Origin of the sequence: Albidovulum sp. (genome assembly GCF_049646345.1) — a bacterium.
Taxonomy (GTDB): Bacteria; Pseudomonadota; Alphaproteobacteria; order Rhodobacterales; family Rhodobacteraceae; genus Albidovulum.
The window spans coordinates 58,858-80,131 of sequence record NZ_JBARVQ010000284.1; the positions used below are offsets into that span (position 1 = coordinate 58,858).

Annotated in this window: 19 protein-coding genes and 1 pseudogene; 9 read left to right on the forward strand and 11 right to left on the reverse strand. The window is 64.0% G+C overall.

The genetic code is table 11. From position 1 onward, the window contains the following. The first annotated feature begins 100 nt into the window (after positions 1-100). Genes WBB85_RS07055 through WBB85_RS07075 form a run of 5 tightly spaced genes read left to right on the forward strand, consistent with a single transcriptional unit; the run spans position 101 to position 4,704 of the window. Positions 101-1,069 carry a Bug family tripartite tricarboxylate transporter substrate binding protein gene (locus tag WBB85_RS07055; protein WP_432637913.1) on the forward strand — a complete coding sequence of 323 codons (969 nt, stop codon included), beginning with the start codon at positions 101-103 and terminating at the stop codon, positions 1,067-1,069. Then, a complete protein-coding gene (locus WBB85_RS07060) occupies positions 1,066-1,509 on the forward strand; it encodes a tripartite tricarboxylate transporter TctB family protein (RefSeq protein ID WP_432637914.1) in 444 nt (147 codons plus the stop codon). The genes WBB85_RS07055 and WBB85_RS07060 overlap by 4 nt, the downstream gene beginning before the upstream one ends. A gap of 12 nt (positions 1,510-1,521) precedes the next feature. Beyond that, positions 1,522-3,042: a tripartite tricarboxylate transporter permease gene (locus WBB85_RS07065; RefSeq protein ID WP_432637915.1), complete on the forward strand. Its 1,521-nt coding sequence runs from the start codon at positions 1,522-1,524 to the stop codon at positions 3,040-3,042. Beyond that, positions 3,042-4,409: an acyclic terpene utilization AtuA family protein gene (locus tag WBB85_RS07070; RefSeq protein ID WP_432637916.1), complete on the forward strand. Its 1,368-nt coding sequence runs from the start codon at positions 3,042-3,044 to the stop codon at positions 4,407-4,409. Before WBB85_RS07065 ends, WBB85_RS07070 begins: the two co-directional genes overlap by 1 nt. After that, positions 4,402-4,704 carry a DUF4387 family protein gene (locus WBB85_RS07075; RefSeq protein WP_432637917.1) on the forward strand — a complete coding sequence of 101 codons (303 nt, stop codon included), beginning with the start codon at positions 4,402-4,404 and terminating at the stop codon, positions 4,702-4,704. Before WBB85_RS07070 ends, WBB85_RS07075 begins: the two co-directional genes overlap by 8 nt. A gap of 42 nt (positions 4,705-4,746) precedes the next feature. Here the strand turns inward: WBB85_RS07075 and idi are convergent, their stop codons facing one another. Genes idi through WBB85_RS07090 form a run of 3 tightly spaced genes read right to left on the reverse strand, consistent with a single transcriptional unit; the run spans position 4,747 to position 6,329 of the window. After that, entirely contained in the window at positions 4,747-5,274 is a 528-nt protein-coding gene (gene idi / locus WBB85_RS07080; RefSeq protein ID WP_432637918.1) for an isopentenyl-diphosphate Delta-isomerase, read from the reverse strand. Then, the gene (gene secB, locus WBB85_RS07085) at positions 5,271-5,795 is read right to left on the reverse strand and encodes a protein-export chaperone SecB (protein WP_432637919.1); all 525 of its coding nucleotides are present in this window, start codon (positions 5,793-5,795) and stop codon (positions 5,271-5,273) included. Before secB ends, idi begins: the two co-directional genes overlap by 4 nt. Positions 5,796-5,852: 57 nt before the next feature. Next, on the reverse strand, positions 5,853-6,329 hold the full coding sequence (locus WBB85_RS07090) for an FxsA family protein (protein WP_432637920.1): 477 nt from the start codon (positions 6,327-6,329) through the stop codon (positions 5,853-5,855). 124 nt (positions 6,330-6,453) lie between these two features. Between WBB85_RS07090 and WBB85_RS07095 the strand changes: the two genes are divergently transcribed. Genes WBB85_RS07095 through WBB85_RS07105 form a run of 3 tightly spaced genes read left to right on the forward strand, consistent with a single transcriptional unit; the run spans position 6,454 to position 8,614 of the window. Beyond that, a complete protein-coding gene (locus WBB85_RS07095) occupies positions 6,454-7,110 on the forward strand; it encodes a Tim44/TimA family putative adaptor protein (RefSeq protein ID WP_432637921.1) in 657 nt (218 codons plus the stop codon). Then, the gene (gene mltA / locus WBB85_RS07100) at positions 7,110-8,030 is read left to right on the forward strand and encodes a murein transglycosylase A (RefSeq protein ID WP_432637922.1); all 921 of its coding nucleotides are present in this window, start codon (positions 7,110-7,112) and stop codon (positions 8,028-8,030) included. The genes WBB85_RS07095 and mltA overlap by 1 nt, the downstream gene beginning before the upstream one ends. After that, positions 8,027-8,614, forward strand: a complete 588-nt coding sequence (locus tag WBB85_RS07105; protein ID WP_432637923.1) for a Smr/MutS family protein — start codon at positions 8,027-8,029, stop codon at positions 8,612-8,614. Before mltA ends, WBB85_RS07105 begins: the two co-directional genes overlap by 4 nt. On the opposite strand, the gene WBB85_RS07110 is transcribed toward WBB85_RS07105, so the two are convergent. The 4 genes from WBB85_RS07110 to hslV are packed head-to-tail and all read right to left on the reverse strand — an operon-like array spanning position 8,611 to position 12,721. Further along, positions 8,611-9,723, reverse strand: coding sequence for an alpha/beta hydrolase (locus tag WBB85_RS07110; protein WP_432637924.1), 1,113 nt, complete (start codon positions 9,721-9,723; stop codon positions 8,611-8,613). The two genes, WBB85_RS07105 and WBB85_RS07110, sit on opposite strands and share 4 nt — an antisense overlap. Before the next feature lie 58 nt (positions 9,724-9,781). After that, positions 9,782-11,083 carry an ATP-dependent protease ATPase subunit HslU gene (gene hslU, locus WBB85_RS07115; RefSeq protein WP_432637925.1) on the reverse strand — a complete coding sequence of 434 codons (1,302 nt, stop codon included), beginning with the start codon at positions 11,081-11,083 and terminating at the stop codon, positions 9,782-9,784. Continuing rightward, complete coding sequence (locus WBB85_RS07120; RefSeq protein ID WP_432637926.1) at positions 11,080-12,171, reverse strand: hypothetical protein; 1,092 nt, start codon at positions 12,169-12,171, stop codon at positions 11,080-11,082. The genes hslU and WBB85_RS07120 overlap by 4 nt, the downstream gene beginning before the upstream one ends. Next, positions 12,164-12,721: an ATP-dependent protease subunit HslV gene (hslV, locus tag WBB85_RS07125; RefSeq protein ID WP_432637927.1), complete on the reverse strand. Its 558-nt coding sequence runs from the start codon at positions 12,719-12,721 to the stop codon at positions 12,164-12,166. Before hslV ends, WBB85_RS07120 begins: the two co-directional genes overlap by 8 nt. A gap of 132 nt (positions 12,722-12,853) precedes the next feature. On the opposite strand from hslV, the gene mtnA reads away from it, so the two are divergent. Then, positions 12,854-13,930, forward strand: a complete 1,077-nt coding sequence (gene mtnA / locus WBB85_RS07130) for an S-methyl-5-thioribose-1-phosphate isomerase (protein WP_432637928.1) — start codon at positions 12,854-12,856, stop codon at positions 13,928-13,930. A 326-nt stretch (positions 13,931-14,256) separates the two neighbouring features. Here mtnA and trxA read toward each other — a convergent pair whose 3' ends face one another. The 4 genes and pseudogenes from trxA to WBB85_RS07150 form a co-directional block, all read right to left on the reverse strand. Further along, positions 14,257-14,577, reverse strand: coding sequence for a thioredoxin (trxA, locus tag WBB85_RS07135; protein WP_432637929.1), 321 nt, complete (start codon positions 14,575-14,577; stop codon positions 14,257-14,259). Positions 14,578-14,637: 60 nt separating this feature from the next. Next, entirely contained in the window at positions 14,638-18,000 is a 3,363-nt protein-coding gene (gene addA / locus WBB85_RS07140; RefSeq protein WP_432637930.1) for a double-strand break repair helicase AddA, read from the reverse strand. Next, positions 17,997-20,942, reverse strand: a complete 2,946-nt coding sequence (gene addB / locus WBB85_RS07145) for a double-strand break repair protein AddB (RefSeq protein ID WP_432637931.1) — start codon at positions 20,940-20,942, stop codon at positions 17,997-17,999. Before addB ends, addA begins: the two co-directional genes overlap by 4 nt. Beyond that, positions 20,935-21,274 (reverse strand): annotated as a pseudogene (locus WBB85_RS07150) (nucleotidyltransferase family protein); the annotation flags it as partial. The gene addB and the pseudogene WBB85_RS07150, both read right to left, overlap by 8 nt.

Consider the following 21,274-nt stretch of genomic DNA (forward strand, 5'->3'; position numbering starts at 1 on the left):
TGCTGTCAGCTTCCCGGCGAATCGTGGGTTTTGCAAGGGGATGGGTGCAGCGGATCTTTCAGCGTGCCCGCCCGGCAGAAAAAACGTCTGGGAGGACAGAATGAAATTCACCACATTGAAGGCGCTGGGCACCAGCGCTGCGATCAGCCTCATGGCCGCCTCTTCGGTCTGGGGCGCGGAATGCATTGCGCCCGCTAATCCCGGCGGCGGCTGGGACTTCACCTGCCGCCAGATCGGCAAGATCCTTTACGATATCGGTCAGGTCGATGCGCCGGTTCAGGTCACCAACATGGCAGGTGCCGGTGGCGGTCTGGCCTATTCCACGGTCGTCGCCGAGCGCAACACCGACCCCGAACTGATCGTCGCGGCCTCTTCCGCCACAACCACCCGGCTTGCACAAAAGGCCTATGGCGACGCGACCGCCGATCAAGTCCGCTTCGTTGGCGCCATCGGCGCCGATCCCGGTGTCATTGTTGTTGCCGCTGATAGCCCGTTCCAGAACCTCAGCGATATGGTCGAGGCGATCAAGGCTGACCCGGCTTCGGTTGCTTTCGCAGGCGGGTCCGCGGCGGGTGGTTTTGACCATATGAAGCCTTTGCAGGTGCTGAAGGCCGGTGGTTTCAGCGACATCACCTCGGTCAAATATATCGGTGTCGATGGTGGTGCGGATGCGATCACCCAGACGGTGGGTGGTTTCACGCAAGCGATGACCGGCGACATGTCGGAAATCGTCGGCTTCCTGAAATCGGGTGAGGTGCGGGCCCTGGCTGTCCTGACCGAAGAACGCGTGCCGGGGTTCGAGGATATCCCGACCGCCAAGGAACAGGGCTTTGACGTCGTCGCCGTGAACTGGCGCGGGCTTTACGTGCCGGGCGGCATCTCGGACGAGGACTTCCAGAAATGGGCGGACCGGTTGCAGGCCGTGGCCGACAGTGCCGAATGGAAGCAGGCCATGACCGATAACGGCCTTGCCCCCTTCACCAAGGTTGGCGGTGATTTCCAGTCCTGGATCGACGGCGTCGTCGCCCAGACCGAGGAACTCAGCCGCGAAATCGGTGTGATCCAGTGATCCGCACCGACCGTGTCTTCGGGCTGGTCGTGATCTTTGTGGCGCTCACGTATATCGTGAGCGCCTACAACCTGCCGCCCGGCAACCTTTTCGACAAGTTGGGACCCAAGGCCTTTCCGACGATGATCGGCATCGGCATGATCATCTGCGCCACCGTTCTGGTCCTGCGCCCGGATGGGGAACCCGAATGGCCCGCCCGCCCGACGCTGCTGGCGTTGGCCTTCGCGACGGTCGTGCTTGTGGCCTATGCCTATGCGTTGAAGCCGATGGGCTTTCTGGTGCCGACTGCCATCGCTGCGGGTGTTCTCAGCTATCAGATCACGCCACACCGCAGGGCCGCCGTTCTGGTCGGTATCGGCCTTTCGATCGGGCTTTTTGTGATCTTCAAATACGCACTCGGCCTCTCGCTCTTCGCGTTTCCCCGGTCGCTTACGGTCTGACAGGAGCCTTACATGGATATCTTCGACAATCTTGCGCTCGTGTTCTCCGTCGCGCTGTCGCCCTGGACGCTGATGCTGGCTGTTATCGGCTGCTTTCTGGGCACGATCATCGGCGCGCTGCCGGGGCTGGGCCCCTCAAACGGGGTCGCGATCCTGATCCCGATCACCTTTACTTTGGGGCTTGATGCGACTGCCGCGCTGGTGCTGCTGACCTCGGTCTATTACGGCGCGATGTATGGCGGGCGGATTTCGTCGATCCTTCTGAACATTCCCGGTGACGAACCGGCGATGATGACGACGCTTGACGGTTATCCCATGGCAAAACAGGGCCGCGCGGGCGAGGCGTTGGTGATCTCGGGCGTTGCCTCGTTTGTCGGTGCATTCCTTGCGACGATCGCACTGGCGCTGGTGGCACCCTACCTTGCGCGGATCGCCTACAAGTTCGGCCCGGCGGAGTATTTCGCGCTTTACGTTCTGGCCTTCGCAACGCTTGGAGGCATGGCCTCCCGCAATCAGGCCAAGGCAGCACTCGCCGCGCTGATCGGCCTCGCCATCGCCACCATCGGCCTTGACAACAATTCCGGTTTCAACCGCTTCACCGGTGGCAACCTGCATCTCAGCGACGGGATCGACTTCCTTGTTGCCATTGTCGGCCTATTCGCCGTGGCCGAGGTTTTTTTCTTCATCGAAACCCATGGCCGCGACAGCGCGGTCGGGGTGAAGCTGGAGCGTGTCATCGTGCCCTGGGCCGAGATGTGGTCGACCCGCTGGACCATGCTGCGCTCTTCCGCCGTGGGCTTCATCGCTGGCGTGCTGCCCGGGGCGGGCGCTTCGCTCGGGTCCTTCCTGACCTATATGATGGAAAAGGGCATCGCCGGTGAAAAGGGCGGTTTCGGCACTGGTGTTGCCAAGGGCGTCGCCGCACCCGAGGCCGGGAACAACGCCGCCGCCGGTGGCGCGCTGGTGCCGATGCTGACGCTCGGCGTGCCGGGGTCGGGCACCACGGCAGTGCTGCTTGCTGTGCTGATGACGCTCAACATCACCCCCGGCCCGACGCTGTTCGCTGACCGGCCCGAGGTGGTCTGGGGCCTGATCGCTTCGCTGCTGATCGCGAATTTCGTACTACTGCTGATGAACGTGCCCATGGTCCGGGTCTTCGTGAAGGTGCTGATGGTGCCGCCCGCTGTCCTGTTGCCTGGCGTCACGATGATCTCCTTCGTCGGCATCTACTCGCTTTCGGGCAGCTATTTCGATCTCGTCCTGATGATCCTATTCGGGGTCATGGGCTATGCGTTCCGCAAGATGGATATCCCCACGGTGCCGGTCATCCTCGGCATCCTTCTGGGCTACCAGATGGAGAACAACCTGCGCCATGCGATGACCCTTTCGGGCGGCGAATGGACCTATCTTTTCTCCTCGCCCATCGCCATCGGCCTCTGGATCTTCGCCGTCGCCGGGTTTGTCGCGCCGATCTTCCTGCGGGGAATGCTGCGCCGCCCGCAGGTGGCCGAGGCCGACAAGGTAACCGACTGATGGCCCGCCGCACCCGTGTCCTGATCCCGACCGGGGCGCTGGGCCTTGCCTATGACCGGGATGCGCTGGCGCGCGGCGTGGCGGCCGGGCCCGACATCATCGCCGTCGATGGCGGATCGACCGATAGCGGCCCCGCCTATCTCGGGCGGGGCGTGTCGAAATATTCGCGGGCGACGACCAAGGCCGAATGGCGCGACCTGATGCTTGCACGGGAAAAGGCGGGCGTGCCTTTGGTCATCGGTACGGCGGGCACCTGCGGGGCGGATACAACGGTTGACTGGCTTTACGACATCACCTGCGAACTGGCGCAGGAGCTGAGCCAGAAACTGACCGTAACCAGACTCTATTCCAGCCAAAATCCTCATGATATCGCAAGGGCACTGGCCGCAGGCCGGATCGCCGCCCTGCCCGCCGCACCGGACATTGACGCGGCGCTCATCCGCACCTGCACCAATATCGTTGCCCTCGCCGGGGCCGAACAGATCGCCGCCGCCCTGAACACCGGCGCAGATATCGTCATTGCGGGCCGCACCACCGATACGGCCATCATCGCCGCCCTGCCGATCCTGCGGGGCGCAGATCCCGGCGGTGCCTGGCACGGCGCCAAGATCGGCGAATGTGGCGCGCTGGCGACGACGAACCCGGCTACGGGCGTGATCCTGATCGACTTCGACGCGGCGGGGTTCACGATGGAGCCGCTGGCCCCATCCGCCCGCGCCACGCCCTACACCGTGTCCGCCCACATGCTTTATGAGAACACCGACCCGTTCCTGTTGCATGAACCGGGCGGCGTGCTGGACGTCACGCACGCGACCTACACCGCGCTTTATGACCGCAAGGTTCGCGTCGAAGGGTCCGTCTGGCGCCCCGGCCCCTATACGGTGAAACTCGAAGGCGCACGCATTGGCGGCTACCAGACGGTCAGTCTTACACTGCTGCGTGACCGCCACTACGTCGCCAATGCGCGCGGCTGGGCGGCCGGGGTTGCGGCGAAGGCACGGAGCGATGTCGCCGCTCGGATGAGCCTCGGCGAAGGCCAGTTCGATATCGAGATGCGCCTCATCGGCCTCGACGCCACACTCGGGCCGCTTGAAAAGCCCGGACCTCTGCCAGCCGAAATCGGCGTCCTCACCATCGTCACCGCCCCGACCGAGGCGCAGGCGGCCGAGATCGGCAAGATGCTCAACCCCTACCTCTTGCACCACGCGCTGAGCGAAGATGAACCCATGCCGACCTTCGCCTTTCCGTTCTCACCGGCTGAAACAAGCAGGGGTGCCCTATACGAGTTCTGCTTGCATCACGTCCTGTCCCTCGACGACCCGATGTCGGCTTTTCGGCTTGTCACGAATGAGGTCGGCCATGACTGAGCTTGGTCATATCGCACAGAAGGTGCGCTCAAAAAACGCGGGGCCGTTCTGGCTGACCATGGACATTTTCTGCTGGAATAGAGCCGATTTCGACCGGATATCAGCGGCTCTGGGAACGGATCAGGTTGCTGCCCTCTTTCGCATCGATTCCACCAACATCAAACGCTTCGACATCGCCGATCTGAACGTCGTGAAATTCTCGCTCCCCCGCCCGACCATACAGGGAACGCGCAGCGACCGCGACATGCATGGTGCCGCCTGGGCCGTCTTGCTGGAGGAAATGGAGATCGCCTGATCTTCCACTTGGTTCAAACATCCCGGGGGGTCAGAGAATGCATTAATCGCCGAAAATCCGGGCGCGATGCTCGGCCAGATAGATGCGCAGCCAGGGGGTGAATCGTTCAGGCTCTGCCGCGACTTCGGCCAGAAGGTCGGTGAGCGCCACCCAGCGCACCTCCATCACCTCATCGGGATTCGGTGTCACGACCAGCCCCTCGGGCGCGTGGGCCGTAAAGATATCGACGACCTCGTGCTCGACCATGCCGCCACCGACATCGGCGCGGTATTCGACCTGATCGGCGAAGACTGGGTCAACGCCCTGGATGCCCAGTTCCTCGGCCAGACGCCGCCGGGCGCAGAGTTCGGCCGTCTCGTCCCAATGCGGATGTGTGCAGCAGGTATTCGCCCAAAGCCCCGGTGTATGGTACTTGCCCATCGCCCGGCGCTGGATCAGCACGCGGTCGCCGTCCATCAGGAAAACCGACACAGCCTTGTGGCGCAGACCTTCCAGATGCGCGCCGATCTTGTCGAAGGGCGCAAGACGCCCCTCGACCCAGGCCGGGATCAGATCGGCCGTCGCTGTCACGAGGGTTGTTCGGCCGGTTGCTGGGCTGCCGCGCGGCGGGCGAGTTCCTGCCGGTAGAGCGCCAGAAAATCGACGGTGTCGATGTTCAGCGGTGCAAACCCGCCATCGCGCGTCACGTCCGAGATGACGCGACGGATGAACGGAAAGACCATGCGCGGGCATTCGATCAGCAGGAACGGATGCATCTGCTCTTCCGGGACGCCTTCGACATGGAAGATCGCGCCATAGTCGAGTTCCAGCAGGAAGAGCGGCGATTTGTCGGCCTTGTTGGTCGAGGTGACCTTGAACTTCGACACGACCTCATACTGATGCTCAACCGCGCGCTTGCGGGCATCAAGGCTGACCTGAACCTGAATATCGGGCTGGATATCGGCGCTGGACGCGCCTTTCTGGGCCAGAATGTTTTCGAAGGACATGTCGCGGACGAACTGTCCCAACACGTTCATCTTCACCTGAGGTGCCTCGGCAGCCCCTGTCGCCTGCGGCTCTTGCGGTGCCGCGCCGTTGCCGTTTTCGGCCATTTCGTCTCTCCCAAGGAAATCAAGTCGGCGCGGGTTTAGCACCTTGGAAGGGCAGGCTCAATGCCGGGTCCAGCCCGAAGGCGGACGCGGATCGTTGTCAGGATCGATTTCAACGAAATCGCCGTCGATGACGTCGGGTCGGTGCGGCTCGCGTGGTTGTTGTCCGCCGCCGACCGTGAACCGTTCGACCCGGAAGCGGGCGGCCAGATAGCGCAGGACCGAGGACCGGACGGCAGGCACCAGCAGGAGAAGGCCCATTGTGTCAGTGAAAAAACCCGGCGTCAGCAAGAGCGCCCCGGCGAACAGGATCAGCGCCCCATGGGCAATCGGTTCGGTCGGATCGCGCAGCTCCTGCAACGATCCGCGCAGTTGCGCCAGAGCCAAAGCGCCTTGCATCCGCACCAGCAGACTGCCCGCAATGGCGGTGGCCAGAACGATGGCCAATGTCCACCACAACCCGATAAAGCCCCCCACCTGAATGAGAAGCGCAATCTCGATCAACGGTACGGCGACGAATGCCAGCAAAAGCCACATAAGAAGACCTTCTCCTTTTCAGGTCGTGGAGTGGACTTGATCCTACCCGTGACTTACATAAGTGGTGAACTGCAAAGATACCAACCCTGCCGCGAAACCTCGCGACAAGAAAGGCCGCCCGCTGATGAACAACAATGTCATTTCCCTACTCGTTCTGGCCGGGATCGCCATCTTTCTCATTTTACGGCTGAAATCCGTTCTCGGAACGCGCGAAGGGTTTGAAAAGCCGCCGGTTCCGGCCCCCTTGCCGTCGTCGCGCAAAGGCAAGTTCGAGGTGATCGAGGGCGGCCCGGATCTGGATATCACCGATCATGTTCCCGAAGGCAGCGATGAGGCGCGCGCCCTTGCCGCGATGAAACAGGCGGAACCCAGTTTTTCGGTGACCGAGTTCCTCTCTGGTGCGCGCGGCGCTTATGAGATGATCCTGATGGCCTTCGAGAAGGGCGAACTTGCCAGCGTTCAGCCGTTCATGTCGGCAGAGGTCTATGAAACGCTGGAAGAAGTCGTTGCCGCGCGCAAGGCCCGTGGCCTGACGGTCACGGCCGAATTCATGGGCATCCGGGAAGTGACGCTGCATGACGCTGAATTCGACCGGAAAACCAGTGAGGGTGAGGTTTCGGTCCGCTTCGCGAGCGAGTTGATCTCGGCCGCCCGTAACGCCGCCGGAGAGGTGGTCGAGGGCAATCCGAACGAGGTTCGAAGGCAGCGCGATGTCTGGACCTTTGCCCGCAAGATGGGGTCGGACGATCCCAACTGGCAGCTTGTCGCCACTGGCGAGTGATGGTTGCGGCGCGACGGCTGGGGTTCTCCGACCTGGCGGGGTGGGATGCGGACGATCACGCGGCTGCCCTGTCAACCTATCGACTGACCGTCAATCAGCTTGGGCCGGACTGGCCCCGACCGGATGGCCGAGAGGCCCGGCAATTCTTTGAGCAGTCCTTCGTTCCTGTAGAGCTTGGCCCACCGCCGGGCCTGATCACCGGTTACTATGAACCTGAGGTCGAGGGCCGCGCAGAGCCTGCGCCGGGCTTTGGCTATCCGCTTTACGCGCCGCCCGCGGACCTGCCCGATGATCGCCCGTGGTTCAGCAGGACCGAGATTGAAACAGGCAATCTGCTGGCCGGGCGAGAGCTGGTCTGGTTGACCGATCCGGTCGAGGCGTTTTTCGCCCAGGTTCAGGGCTCGGTCCGCGTGCGGCTGGATGACGGGCAGGTGCGGCGCTACGGCTATGCCGCAAAGAACGGCCATGAATACAGGTCCATCGGTAAGGAACTGACCCGGCGCGGGCTTAGCGCCCCCGAAGGGATCACGGCGGATGGTATCCGCGATTGGTGCCACGCCAATCCTGATGCGGTGCCTGACCTGTTGCGGCACAACCCGTCCTTCGTCTTCTTCCGCCAGCTTGACCTTGATGCCGGAACCGGCCCGATCGGCACAGCGGGCTGTCCGGTCACGGCGATGCGCAGTCTGGCCGTCGATCCCGATATCACCCCCCTCGGCGCGCCGGTCTGGGTCGCGGGTGGCCCGCATGCCACCCTGATGATCGCGCAGGATACCGGCAGCGCGATCAAGGGCGCGCAGCGTGGCGATGTCTTTTGCGGCACCGGTACGGACGCTGGGCACAGTGCGGGTGATATGCGAATTTCAGGCAGGTTAGTGACGTTTTTTCCGCACCTCCTTGCCCACAGGATGACGCAATGACGCGTCGTCGCCGCCCACTTAGCCCCGAGGAACGCGAGCTTTGGACCCGTGTCGCCGCATCGGCGCGGCCGATGCGTACCACGCCCGCCAAATCGGCAGAGGCCGAGGCGAACCCCCCGCCGAAAAAGCCGCACCCGGCTCCGTCATCTTTTCACATCGGTCAGTCCGCAAGGTCGTTGACGGCACCCCATGACCTTGTCCCTGCTTCGGAAGACCGTCTGGCCGCCCAGCCCCTGCGCATGAACCGGCGGACCCATCAGCAGATGCAGCGCGGCAAGCTGAAACCGGAAGGCCGGATCGACCTGCACGGCATGACCGTGGCCGAAGCGCATCCAGAGCTTGTCCGGTTTCTGATGAATGCACAAAGTGCTGGCAAGCGCATGGTTCTGGTCATCACCGGCAAGGGCAAGGGCAAGGTCAAGGACGATCACGGTCCGATCCCGCAGCGCATCGGGGTCCTGCGCCACCAGTTGCCGCATTGGCTGGGGCAACCACCATTGAGCAATGTGGTGCTGCAGGTCGCGCCTGCCCATCTCAAACATGGCGGCGGCGGCGCGTTCTACATCTATCTGCGGCGTGCCTAAGGTTGCAGGCCGGTCACGGGTGACAGCACGATCTGGGTTGCATTCTGCACCGTCAGCGCCACGCCCGGAAGCAGTCCGGGACGCCCGGTTCTGCCCGCCGCCAGGGCGGTGTCAACATCGGTGATCCTGCTCAGCAGAACCAGCAATGCGGGTGAGTTGCCGGGGTTGAAATGGCCGACACCCTGCGAAAAGGCTGTGGTGTCGAGCAGCGTGACATCAAGATTGGCAATCTCCTCCACATCGGTCAGATTGCCCAGGCGATCCCTCTGCCCCGTCAACCGTGCCGACAGCGCCAATATCCGGTCTTTCTTCGACGTGAAGATCAGGAAGGGCTCCGGCAGCTTGCCAATCCGCGCGGCCTGAGCGCGGAACACATCGACATCGATATCGGGCGAGATCAGAACCACGCCACCAATCCGTTTGCGGACACGGTCGTTCCCGCCGATGGCGATCTGCCGCAACGTCTCCATCACCAGCGCAGAGCCGAGTGAGTGCGAAACGATCAGCACCCGCTCTGCCCCGGCGGCAATAACCTCATCCAGAAGATCCTCCAACCCGTCGCGGGCGAACAGCGCGCTGTCGCGGTCATAGGCATAGCCCAACGGATGGCCGCGCGACGGCCAGGCATAGTTCACCAGAACGCCGTTGAGGTCGAGGTCATGGCCAAGCTGGGCAAGGCGATAGGCGCCTTCGGCAAAGGTGTTGTTAAAGCCATGTACAAAGAGCACCACCTCGCGTTGATCGCGCTTTTCCCGCGCCAAGGCGGTGGCAAGGTCAGAACGGAAATCGGCGGAACCGGAATAGACGACCTTGTTCGTTGCAACGAAATCGGTGTTGAGGTCAGGCTGCCGGTTCGGCGCTGTCCAATGGATTTCACCGGGGACACGATCAGGCGGGATCGCGACGTCAAGCCGGGCGTAGCGCGTTGACGGACTGCGCTGATACCCGAATTCAACGCCGGTTTCAGGGTCCATGCCCCGGGTCGAGCCGACAAAAACAGTCTCTGTTCCGGCTGTTTTTGTAGCATCCGGCACAATGATAACCCGCCCGCGGGTTTCACAGGCCGCAAGCGTCAGGACGATCAGGAAGCCCGCGAACATCCGCGCCATGGTTTGCCTCTGCTACACGCCCCCGACATATCGCAAGCGGTGTAGGCCTGCCAGTGGATCAGAGGACGTAACGGCTGAGATCGGCCGAGCGCGAGAGATCGCCAAGATTGGTTTCAACGAAGGCAGCATCCACCGTCACTGCCTCACCCGACCGGTCGGGGGCGGTAAAGCTCAGCTCCTCGAACACCCGCTCCATCACCGTGTAAAGCCGCCGCGCGCCGATGTTCTCGACGCTGCGATTGACCTCGGCCGCGATATGGGCGAGCGCGGCGATGCCGTCCTTGGTGAAGCTGACGGTGACCTCTTCGGTCCCCATCAGTGCTGTGTATTGCAGCGTCAGCGCATTGTCCGTCTCGGTCAGGATGCGAACGAAATCCTCTTCCGTCAGCGCGCGCAGTTCGACCCGGATCGGCAGACGCCCCTGCAATTCGGGCAGCAGGTCCGAAGGTTTGGCGATGTGGAACGCGCCTGAGGCGATGAAGAGGATGTGGTCGGTCTTCACCGCGCCGTATTTCGTCGAAACTGTCGTGCCTTCGATCAGCGGCAGCAGATCGCGCTGCACGCCTTCGCGGCTGACATCTGCCCCGCGCGTTTCCGCCCGGGCGCAGACCTTGTCGATCTCGTCGAGAAAGACGATGCCGTTTTCCTGCACCGCGTCCAGAGCGGCGCCTTTGACCGCCTCGTCATCCAGCAGCTTGTCGGCCTCTTCGGAAATCAGCGCCTCATAACTTTCGGCCACGGTCATTTTCTTGCGGACCTTGCGCCCGCCAAAGGCCTTGCCGAAGATCTCGCCGAGATTCATCATCCCCATGCCCTGCTGGCCCGGAAGCTCCATCATCGGCATTTGCGGCGCGGTTTCGGCCACTTCCAGCTCGATCACTGTGTTGTCCAACTCGCCCTTCTTCAGGCGGGCCCGAAACATTTCGCGCGTCTGGTCGCGGGCATCGGCCCCGGCGATGGCTTCGATCACCCGGTCCTCGGCCGCTTGGTGGGCGCGGGCCTTGACCTCTTCGCGCATCCTCTCGCGGGTTTCGATCATCGCAGTGTCCATCAGGTCGCGGATGATCTGTTCGACATCGCGGCCGACATAGCCGACCTCGGTGAATTTCGTGGCCTCGACCTTCAGGAACGGCGCTTTTGCCAGTTTCGCCAGCCGCCGCGATATCTCGGTCTTACCCACACCGGTCGGGCCGATCATCAGGATGTTCTTGGGGTACACCTCTTCGCGCAGGTCATCGGGCAGCTGCTTCCTGCGCCAGCGATTGCGCAGGGCCACAGCAACGGCGCGCTTTGCGTCCTTCTGGCCGATGATGAAGCGGTCAAGCTCCGATACGATTTCGCGGGGGGTCAGATTGGTCATGAAGTCTCCGAATAGGGCGGAAGCCGGTCCTTGCCGGGAAAGTCAGGCAATGCGCGCATCAGGCCCGCGCGCATCTGCACCCACCAGGTGCCAAGGACGGTGAAGAAGGTTCCGAGGATGATCAGGATCTTGGCCCAGTCCATCGCCCCGGCATAGCCGTCGCCCGCGACGGCCCAGTAGATCACCGCGCCGATATAGGCGATGCCCGCCGTCAGCATCGACCGGCGGTCGATGATCAATGCGATCAGGGCGAAGATGAGAAGGGCTGCGGTCGTCGGCAGGATCGCCGCCGATCCGCCCCCGCCATAAAGGTTGCCTGCGATGGAATTTACCAGTGCCGCCCCGGCCAGCAGATGCAGCCAGAAGGCGGTCGCCGAATGCCGCCCGATCCGGTGCGGGTCCTGCATGTCGAACCACATCGCGCCGACAAAAGCGCCAATGCCGAAGACGAATGACGCCAATGTCAGATTGGCGCGTGGGGCAAAGCTGCGCGCCCAGCTGTCGATATCGTCGATCGTGCCGCCGGGATTGTACCGCGTGAACAAGGCATAGGTCGCCAGAAGCGCGAAGATGCCAAAGACGAACATCGAAAACGGCAGCCGGAACTGTTTGAACCAGACCAGAACCGCCCCCGCTGTCAGCGCGGCCGAGGCAAAGGCGACGCCCTTCAGCCCCATATCCATCTGGCTGAAAACGGTGAAGAACGATACGTAAAGCCCGCTTGCATAGGCACTGACCAGCACCATCGAAGGCAGGTTCATCCGCCGCTTCAGCGTGAAATAGCCCGCCAGTGCCCAGGCGGTGATGGCGATGATCGCCGGGATCAGAATCAGGATGAACACGCCACCGAGGACGCCGAGCAGGATCGCAAGACCGGCCAGCAGGATCGCAAGACCGGTGGCGATGAAAATCTCGGCAAAGCCCCGGAAGAATTCGAACGGTTCATCCTCGGCGGGTAGCGTTGCGCGTTTGCCTGCCCGGTCATGGGCGAGCGCGGTCAGCCCCGCCGCCTGCGCTTCGGTGACAAGCCCGGCTGCGACGGCGGCGCGCAGATCGGCAGCGCCGAAAGTCTTGGGGTCTTCAGCCACGGATCGTCTCCACCGTCAGATTGCCGTTGGTGTAGACGCAGATATCGGCAGCGATGGCCATGGCCTTGCGGGCGATGTCTTCGGCGCTCAGATCGGTCTCCATCAGCCCCCGCGCGGCAGACAGCGCAAAGTTGCCGCCCGAACCGATGGCGGCGACGTCATGTTCAGGTTCCAGCACATCACCCGCCCCGGTGACGACCAGCAATGTCGTGCCGTCGGTGACGATCAGCATCGCCTCCAGCTTCTGCAGATATTTATCGGTGCGCCAGTCCTTGGCGAGTTCCACACAGGCCCGCGTTAACTGCCCCGGTGCTGCCTCCAGCTTCTTCTCCAACCGCTCCAGCAGCGTGAAGGCATCCGCCGTCGATCCGGCAAATCCGCAGACCACATCGCGTCCGCCGGGCGACAGCCGCCGCACTTTGCGGGCGGTGCCCTTGATCACGGTCTGGCCAAGGCTGACCTGCCCGTCGCCCGCCACCACAACCTCGCCATCGCGCCGAACGCCGATGATCGTCGTGCCATGCCAACCGGGGAATTGCTCATCTGCCATCGAAACCTCCAACGCGTCGCGTTCCGAGATATGGCGGCAAGCCCCGCCGCGCAACCCGAAGCGCGCGCTTTCGCTTGCAGAGCCGTCCGGCCTGCCTATTCTGGGCACACAACCAGCAGGGGAGCGTGGTGTATGAAAGTCGACGGCAAGGCCTATCGCACGATCTGGCCCGATACGGACGGTGAGGCCGTTCATATCCTTGATCAGACCCTGTTTCCGCACAGGTTCGAGACGGTTCAACTGAGGACGGTCGAGGATGCAGCCCGCGCGATTTCCGACATGCTGGTGCGCGGCGCGCCCCTGATCGGGGCGACGGCGTCCTATGGCATGACGCTGGCGATGCGGGCGGATGCCTCTGATGCCGCATTGTCTGCCGCCTATGACCGTCTGCACGCCACCCGCCCCACCGCCATCAACCTGCGCTGGGCGCTGGACCGGATGGAGGCTGTTTTGCGCCCTGTCCCGCAAGGGGACCGTTGCACCGCCGCATGGGCCGAGGCCGCGCGGATCTGCGATGAGGATGTCGCGATCAATTCGGCCATTGGCGACAACGGGCTGGCGATCATCCGCGACATTGCCGCGAAGAAGGGCGGAGGAACGGTCAACATCCTGACTCATTGCAATGCGGGCTGGCTGGCCACGGTTGATTGGGGCACAGCCACCGCGCCGGTCTACAAGGCGCATGATGCCGGTATCCCGGTCCATGTCTGGGTCGATGAGACCCGCCCGCGTAATCAGGGCGCCTTCCTGACCGCTTGGGAACTGGGCCGTCACGGCGTGCCGCATACGGTGATCGTCGACAATGCCGGCGGGCATCTGATGCAGCACGGTCAGGTCGATATGGTGATCGTGGGCACCGACCGGACCACGGCGCGGGGCGATGTCTGCAACAAGATCGGCACCTATCTGAAGGCCCTTGCTGCGCAGGACAACGGCGTGCCCTTCTACGTCGCCCTGCCAACACCCACGATCGACCACCGCGTGTCGGACGGGGTGGCCGAGATCCCGATCGAGGACCGGTCGGGTGACGAAGTGCGTTTTATCTCTGGACGTTCGGGGGACGGGGTCACGAGCGTGGACCTGCTGCCCCCCGGCTCTGCCGCCGCCAATCCGAGCTTCGACGTGACACCCGCGAGGCTGGTCACAGCGCTGATTACGGAAAAGGGTGTGGTTCCGGCGACTGCTGAGGCGATTTCTGCCTTGAAATGACAAATTGTTAGTCCGGTTTGAGCCCACTGTGCTCATTGAAGCGCCACTTCTTCTCGCCCGGGAACAAGCGCGACGCGCGCCGGGCGAGCGCCTGCCCGTCCTGGCGGGCTGGCGCTTTTGAGATCGCGTGCTTCGCATTAGGTCAGAGGGGCTTTGCTGGTATAAAGTACCTTGAACAACGGTTGCTGCGCCACCCCACGGGCAGGCACTCGCCCGGCTCGGGGTGTGATGAAAACAGCACCCCGCACGTCAGACCAAATTGGCCCAGCTCAATGAAAACGAAAAGGGCGCCCGAAGGCGCCCCGCGTCGTGACGTTCCTGCCAAATCAGATCGCCGAGTCGATCCAGTTTTGCAGTGCGGCCTTGGGGGCGGCACCAACCTTGTTTGACACGATCTGACCGTCCTTGAACATGAACAGCGCCGGGATGCCGCGCACACCCATCTGGGCGGGCGAATCCGGGTTTTCGTCCACGTTCACCTTCACGATCTTGACCTTGCCTTCGTAGGCCTCCGACAATTCCTCCAAAGCCGGGCCGATCTGCTTGCAGGGGCCGCACCATTCGGCCCAGAAATCCACCACGACGGGGATAGCGGACTGACGGACTTCGGTGTCAAAGGTGGCGTCGGTGACGGCGACGGTGGCCATGGGTCGTTCTCCAATTCGGGAATGTGTTGGGTCTGAACGTAGGACCGGCTATGTGGCGCGTCAAGGGATGGTGGTCCGGCTGAGCGCTTCCCTCACGATATCGGGATCAAGCGGCATGAACTTACCGGTTCGCGTCCAGAGAATGGCCGTATCGATCCGCCGATCCGGATAGATTTCGGCCAGCATCGCGGCATAGGCGCCCATCTGGCCAAGGATGCCTTCGGGGATGTCCCCCTGCCCGGCAGGCACCACGGCATTCGACTTGTAGTCGACCGCAAGCACCCGATCCACGGCGATCATCAACCGGTCGATTGTACCGTGCAGGATCCGCCCGCCAAGCGCGGGAACCGGGGCGGTAAGCTCCACCTCGGCCAGTGTATCGGGGCCAAGCAAAGGCGCCATCTGATTCGACGACAGGACTGCGCGGGCTTCGGCCAATATAGTCTCTAATTCGCCTGAAAGTGCAGTTTCTTCTTCCGTTTTCAACAGAGCTTCGGCGATCCCTGACCATGCATCCGCGGGCCAGAGCGGTAGGTGTTCAAGCAAGAGATGCAGCCATGTGCCGCGCCGCTTTGCGTGTTCTTCCTCCAGTCCGGCCTCACCCGGCAAAGCCTTTGCACCCCCAAGGCCCGACGGCGACGATGGTCCGTTGGTATCGCGGGGCAGCGGCGCACGGGTCGTGGCCCAATCCGGCAGGTCCGGGATTGAGGCAGACGCGGGCGGGGTGCCGGCTGTGGCCTCGGCGGGCCATGTCCCGTGGGTGTGGCGCAAGACCCCGTCCCCGGACGCCGCCGCCCCGGCTTTTGCCAGTCCGTCGGCGATCAGCGCATACCAGCTGTCTGCACCCGTCCCGACCTCGCCCGCCGCACAGGCGATCAACCAGACCTCGGCCCGCGTCATCGCGACATAGAGAAGGCGCATCCGCTCTTCCCGCTGCCGCTCCAGCAGTTCCGCGACCTCTCCCGCGATCCCGGGCGGGCTTTCATCGGCCTTGGTTTTCCAGACCGGCCTGCCCCCGATCTGCAGGATCTCGTCCCGCACCCGCTCGGTCGGTTTGGCGGTGTCCGGCAGGATGACGATGGGGGCCTCGAGCCCTTTGGCGCCGTGCACGGTCATCACCCGGATTGCCTTTGATGCGGTGTCAAGCTGGCGTTTGACCTCTACCTCATCTGTTTCCATCCAGACGAGGAAGCCTGTCAGGCTCGGCACCTCGGCCTGTTCGAAGGACAGGGCCTGCGCCAGAAGCGCGTCGATGCCGTCTTCGGCCTCGGGCCCCAGCCGCGCCAGCAGCTTTCGCCGCCCGTCATGGCGCGTCAGCATGCGTTCGATCAGATCGTAGGGGCGCAGGAAGTCGGCCTGAAGGCGCAGATCGTTCAGCACAGCGAGGGTTTCGGCAAAGTCCCCGGCCCGGTCGCGCAAGGCCGACCAGAGATAAATATCACCCCGGCCCTGCGCCAGATCGTAAAGCTGGCCCTCGCTCCAGCCAAAGAGCGGTGAACGCAGGGTCGCGGCCAGCGACAGATCATCCTCGGGCGTGGCGAGGAAACTCAGAAGCGCCGCGATATCCTTGACCGCCAGTTCGCCGCCGATCTTCAGCCGGTCGGCCCCGGCAATGTCCAGACCGGCCGTCTTGCAGGCGCGGATGATTTCGTGAAACAGCTCCCCCCGCCGCTGGACGAGGATCAGGACATCGCCCTCATGCACCGGGCGCGGCCCGTCCTTCGTTTCGATCCGGGTGCCGGTATCGATCAGGCGCCGGATTTCACCGGCGATCCGGCGGGCAAGGACGACCGTGTGATGATCCTCGGGCAGGATGTCGGTCGGGTCGAACCATTCCTTTTCCTCCGGGTCATTCGTCTTCGGCACCGGTGGCCAGAGGTCGACCCGTCCCGGCAGGCCGGATGTGAAGGCGATATGCTTGAAATCACCGCCAAGGCCACGATTGACCCGTTCGTCGAAGGTCAGGTCGACAACATCTAGGATCGCAGCAGAGGAGCGGAAGGAATGCAGCAATTCCAGTTCGTGGAATGCGACAGAGACGGCGGCATGTTTTTCCGCGAAATGGCGCTTCATCCTATCGAAGGCGGTCAGGTCGGCCCCCTGGAAGGAATAGATCGACTGCTTCTTGTCGCCGACGACAAAGATCGTCCTGACCTCGCCCCGTGCCCCCTCGCCTGCGGTGAATTCCTCGGCCAGACGTTCGATCACCTGCCATTGGCCGGGGCTGGTGTCCTGTGCCTCATCGACAAGAATATGGTCGATGCCGCCGTCGAGGCGGTAGAGCACCCAGGCCGCGACGGACCGATCCGACAGCAGGGCGGCGGCGCGGGCGATGAGGTCGTCGAAATCGAGCCAGCCGCCCCGCGCCTTGCGCGCCGCATAAAGCGGCAGGAAGGCGGAGGCAAAAAGGTGCAGGGCATGGGTCTTTGTCGCGGCGGCCAGCGCGATGCGTTTCGCGCGTGCGGCCTCTACCCGCAGCATCAGCGCCTCAAGTGCTGGCATCAGCGGTGCGGCGGGGCCTTTTTGCAGAGGCTTGGTCGGGAAAGCGCCGATCTTTGCGGTAAAGGGGCCTGATTTTACAGCGCCTTTGCCATGAAGCAGAACGCGTTCCAGCCCCTCGACCGTCGCAACGCTCGCAGGCTCAAACTTCAGGCCTGCGAGTTTTGCGCCTGCGCCAGAGTCATTCTTTCCACTGCCAAGCAGCAGGGGGACGAGCGCTGTGATCAGATCGGCTTCGCCGCCGATGAAGACCTCGGCGAGCAGATCGGGAAGATCGTAGTCGGGGTCGAGGCCGAATGCGGATCGTGCCTCGGCGAGGGTCATGGGGGGACTAAAACCGACACTGTTCCGGCATAAATTGCCCAGAAAACCCGACAGATCCTCGCCTGAAACATGGTTCGCGATGGCGTCGAAAGCATCCCGGCCATCGTCCGCCGCCAGTTCTTCGACAATCTCTTCGCGCATCAGCTTCGCCGCCCGGTCGTCCATCTCGCGGAAATCGGGCGAGACGCGGGCCTCAAGCGGGAAACGGCGCAGAAGGGCGGCGCAGAAGGAGTGAATGGTCTGGATCTTCAACCCGCCCGGCGTCTCGATCGCGCGGGCAAACAGGCGGCGGGCGCGGGCCAGCGTGGGTCCATCGACGCCGTCCACCCCCAATTCCAGCAGAGCGTTCCGCAACCTGGCCTCGGGCAGCATCGCCCATTGCCCCAGCCGGTCGAACAGGCGGTTCTGCATCTCGCTGGCCGCCGCCTTGGTATAGGTCAGGCACAGGATCTTTTGCGGTTCGGTCCCGCCCATCAGAAGCCGCGCCACCCGGTCGATCAGCACCCGCGTCTTGCCCGACCCGGCATTGGCCGACAGCCAGGTCGACTGACCGGGATCGGCGGCGCGGACCTGTGCTTCGCTCGCGTCATCGCGCCTCATCCGACATCCTCCGGGGTGGGCGCATCGCTCATCTGCCATTCGCCGAAGCGGGCGAGGTGGTCGTAGTCGCCTGCCCGCCGCGTCTCGAACACGGCGCGGCGCGCGATATAGCCGGTCTCACGTCGCAGATAGGCCGCGATCAGTTCGCCCAGCCGGTCCCATTCGGCATCGGTCAGCCCCTCTTCCATCACACCCGGTTTTTCAGCCCCGTCGCCGCCAAGATGGATATAGGTCGTTCCGGCAACCTCGCGGGGGCCCAGCGCATCAAAGCCGCCGCGTTCGGCCATGGCGGCTTCAAGGATGAGCTGCTTTTCAAACGCCTTCTGTTTCTTGTCACTGGGCGGCGCGCCGGTTTTATAGTCGTAGATATGGACCCGCCCATCGTCGAGAAGGTCGATCCGGTCGGGCCGCGCGGTCAGGGTAAACTGCACATTTTCCAGTGAAACAGAGCCTGTTTTTTCCATCACCAAAGGCCGCCCTGCCGCCTGTCGCCCGCTTTCGGCGGCAACGAAGCTGTCGGCGATCCGTGTCAGTCGCGCCAGCCAGAGGCGGCGGGCGCTGGGCCAGGCGATCGTATCCTCCAGCACGGTTTCGGCCAGCGACAGCAGCCGGTCTCGCGCTGCCGCCTCGCTTTCCCCCTCGGGCCGGGTCTTGATGAAACTCTCGACCAGACGGTGCAGCACCTTGCCCCTAAGCCGTGCGTCCGGCGTCGGTCGCAAGGGATCGAGCGGTTTCAGCCGCAGGATCGTACGGGCATAGATCGCATAGGGATCGCGGATCAGCCGCTCGATCCCGGTTACCGGCAATTCACGCGGCCGCGCATCGACCGGCGGGCGCGGCGCGGGGCGTTTTGCAGGTTCAGCCTCGCCCGGCGCTTCCAGTGCCCGGGCGAGGTCCATCAGTTGTTGGCCCCGCGCCCGCATCCCTGCCAGAGCCTCTGGCCCCTGCTGATCGGGCAGGCCCTTCATCAAGTTGACCAGCCGGGCCAGCCAGCGCGAGGCCACGGTTTCCGCCTCGGCATCCCGGATGGCGCGCGACAGCACCACTTCGGGGGCCCCCACCGCTTGCTGAAAGTCATGCGCCGACAGTCCGACCTGCCGTTCGGGCAGCAACAGCCCAGCCTTGAGCCGCATCTGCCGCGACAGCCACGGGTCGGGCGTGGGAATTGCGGGCCAGATCCCATCGTTGAGACCGGCGAGAATGACCAGATCGGCCCCCTGAACCCGCGCCTCCAGCGTGCCCCAGATGGCAATCAGCGGATGGCTTGCCCCGGCATGGCGCACGCTTCCGGGGCGCAAAAGCGCATTGATGAGATTGGCAAAATCCCCCGCTGCCATCACGCCGCCAGAACCGGCCTCCTGGCGCAGATCGGTCATCACCGAGGATGCGAGCCGACCTGCCTCTTCCTGCCACAGCTCGCTATTGTCCGGCGCACCGCCGGGCCCGGCGGCGAGTGCGGTTACCAGTGTCAGAAGCCGCTCGGTCCAATCTGTGACCGGTAGTGTTTCGGCGGCCTCGATGCCGTCAAAGACCGCGCCGACCCACTCTGCCCAGACGATCCGCTCCGCCTCGCCCTCTGCCCGTGCCCATCGGGACAGATCGGCACCTGTGGGAAAGGGCGGGCCATTGCGGCGCAGCTTCAGTTCCAGATCACGGGTGAACCGCAGATGATTGCCGCGATCCCCGGCGCCAGTGGCGGTCAGCGGGTGTTTCAGCATCACCAGCAAGGCCTCGGCCGACAGCGCCCGGCCAAAAAGGGCGGCAGCATGGCGCAGGAACCGCCCCGGCGCGCTTTGCGCCAGTGGCTGCCCCGCGCTGTCGTCTGGCCGGATGCGCCAGCGGTCGAGCGCCGCCGTCACCCGCCGCGTCAGGTTGCGATCGGGTGTGATCAGCGCTGCGCGCTGGCCCTCTTCGGCCGCCTGCCGCAGACGCAGGGCGATCGCCATCGCCTCTTCCCGCTGGCCCGGTGCCTCAATCAGCGTCATGCGCGCCGCCGCCGGGCCGATATCGCCAAGGGCGGGGCCTTCGGCCATCCAGCGGTCGGTCACCGGCGCGGGACGAAGTGCCAGTGAAATCAGCTGGTTGCGCGCCGGATCGGGGGCGGGGCCATCGCCCCATGGCCGGATGGCGGCAGGGGTCAGGCCCAGCGCATCCGTCAACCGCCGAAAGCGGAATTGCGGGTGATCCTCGCCCGGCATGGCACCCGAGGTGAGGCTGTCCCAGGCATCCATGGGCATGTCGAAGTCGAAGCCGGGCAGAATGACCGCACCTTGCGGCAATCGCGACACGGCTTGCAGGAAGAGCTGTGTGGCGCCGCGCGATCCGGTCGATCCGGCGACGATGACCGGATCGGCGGGCGGATGCTCTGCCCAGCGTTCGGTCAGGGCCTCGACGATGCGGCGCTGGCGGGCATCGGCATCGGGCTGCGCGTCGTCATCGAAAAACCGCGCGACGATGCGGATGAAGTCAAGGCTGCGCTCCCAGTGCCGGGCGTGGTTTTCCGCCAGTTCGGGCGCTTCCAGCGCCTCGGGCGGGACACCTTCGCCCTGCATCTCGCTCATCAGGGTGGCAAGGCTGTCGGCAAGGTCGAAGACGGCCGTTCCGGGTGCGAAATCGCGCTGGCTTTCGACAAGGCCCGCGACAAGCTGCGCCAGTTCCAGCTTTCGCCGCAGCGGCGGGATCGCGGGCGGCAGCCCGGCCAGCGGATCGCGGCCAAGGTCGGTGATCAGGCGCAGACGGGGCAGGAAGCGGGCGCCGTGGTTGTCGAACGCCGCCCGCACCTCGCGCAGCATACGCGCGGTGTTGAGATACAGCGTGACCCGCGCCATTGCTTCGGGTGGCAGGCCACCCATCCGCACGACAAGTCCGGACACCAGCATTGCGGGGAAATCCGCCCCCGGCGGCATCGCGAAAAGCCGCGGGGTGGTGGCAGGATCAAACATCCTGCGCCTCGCCCAGCAGCGCTTCGGCCAGGGTAATCGATGCGGGTCGTCCCACATCGCACCAGCCGCCATCGTGGATGCAGCCGTAAAGCCGCCCGTCTGCCAGCATCCGGTCCCAGAAGCGGTTGAGCGAAAAGACAGGTTCGGGGATCGTGGCCAGGCCCTTTGTCGCGATGATCTGCGCACCGGTATAGACATAGTCCCGGCCCCGGCGAAGTCTGCCATCGCGATCCATATCGAAATCGCCTGCCCCGACATGACCGGTCGCGGTGGCTTTCGGCACCAGCAGCAGCAGGCCGTCCATTTCTGCAGGGTTCCAGGCGGTGCGGAGC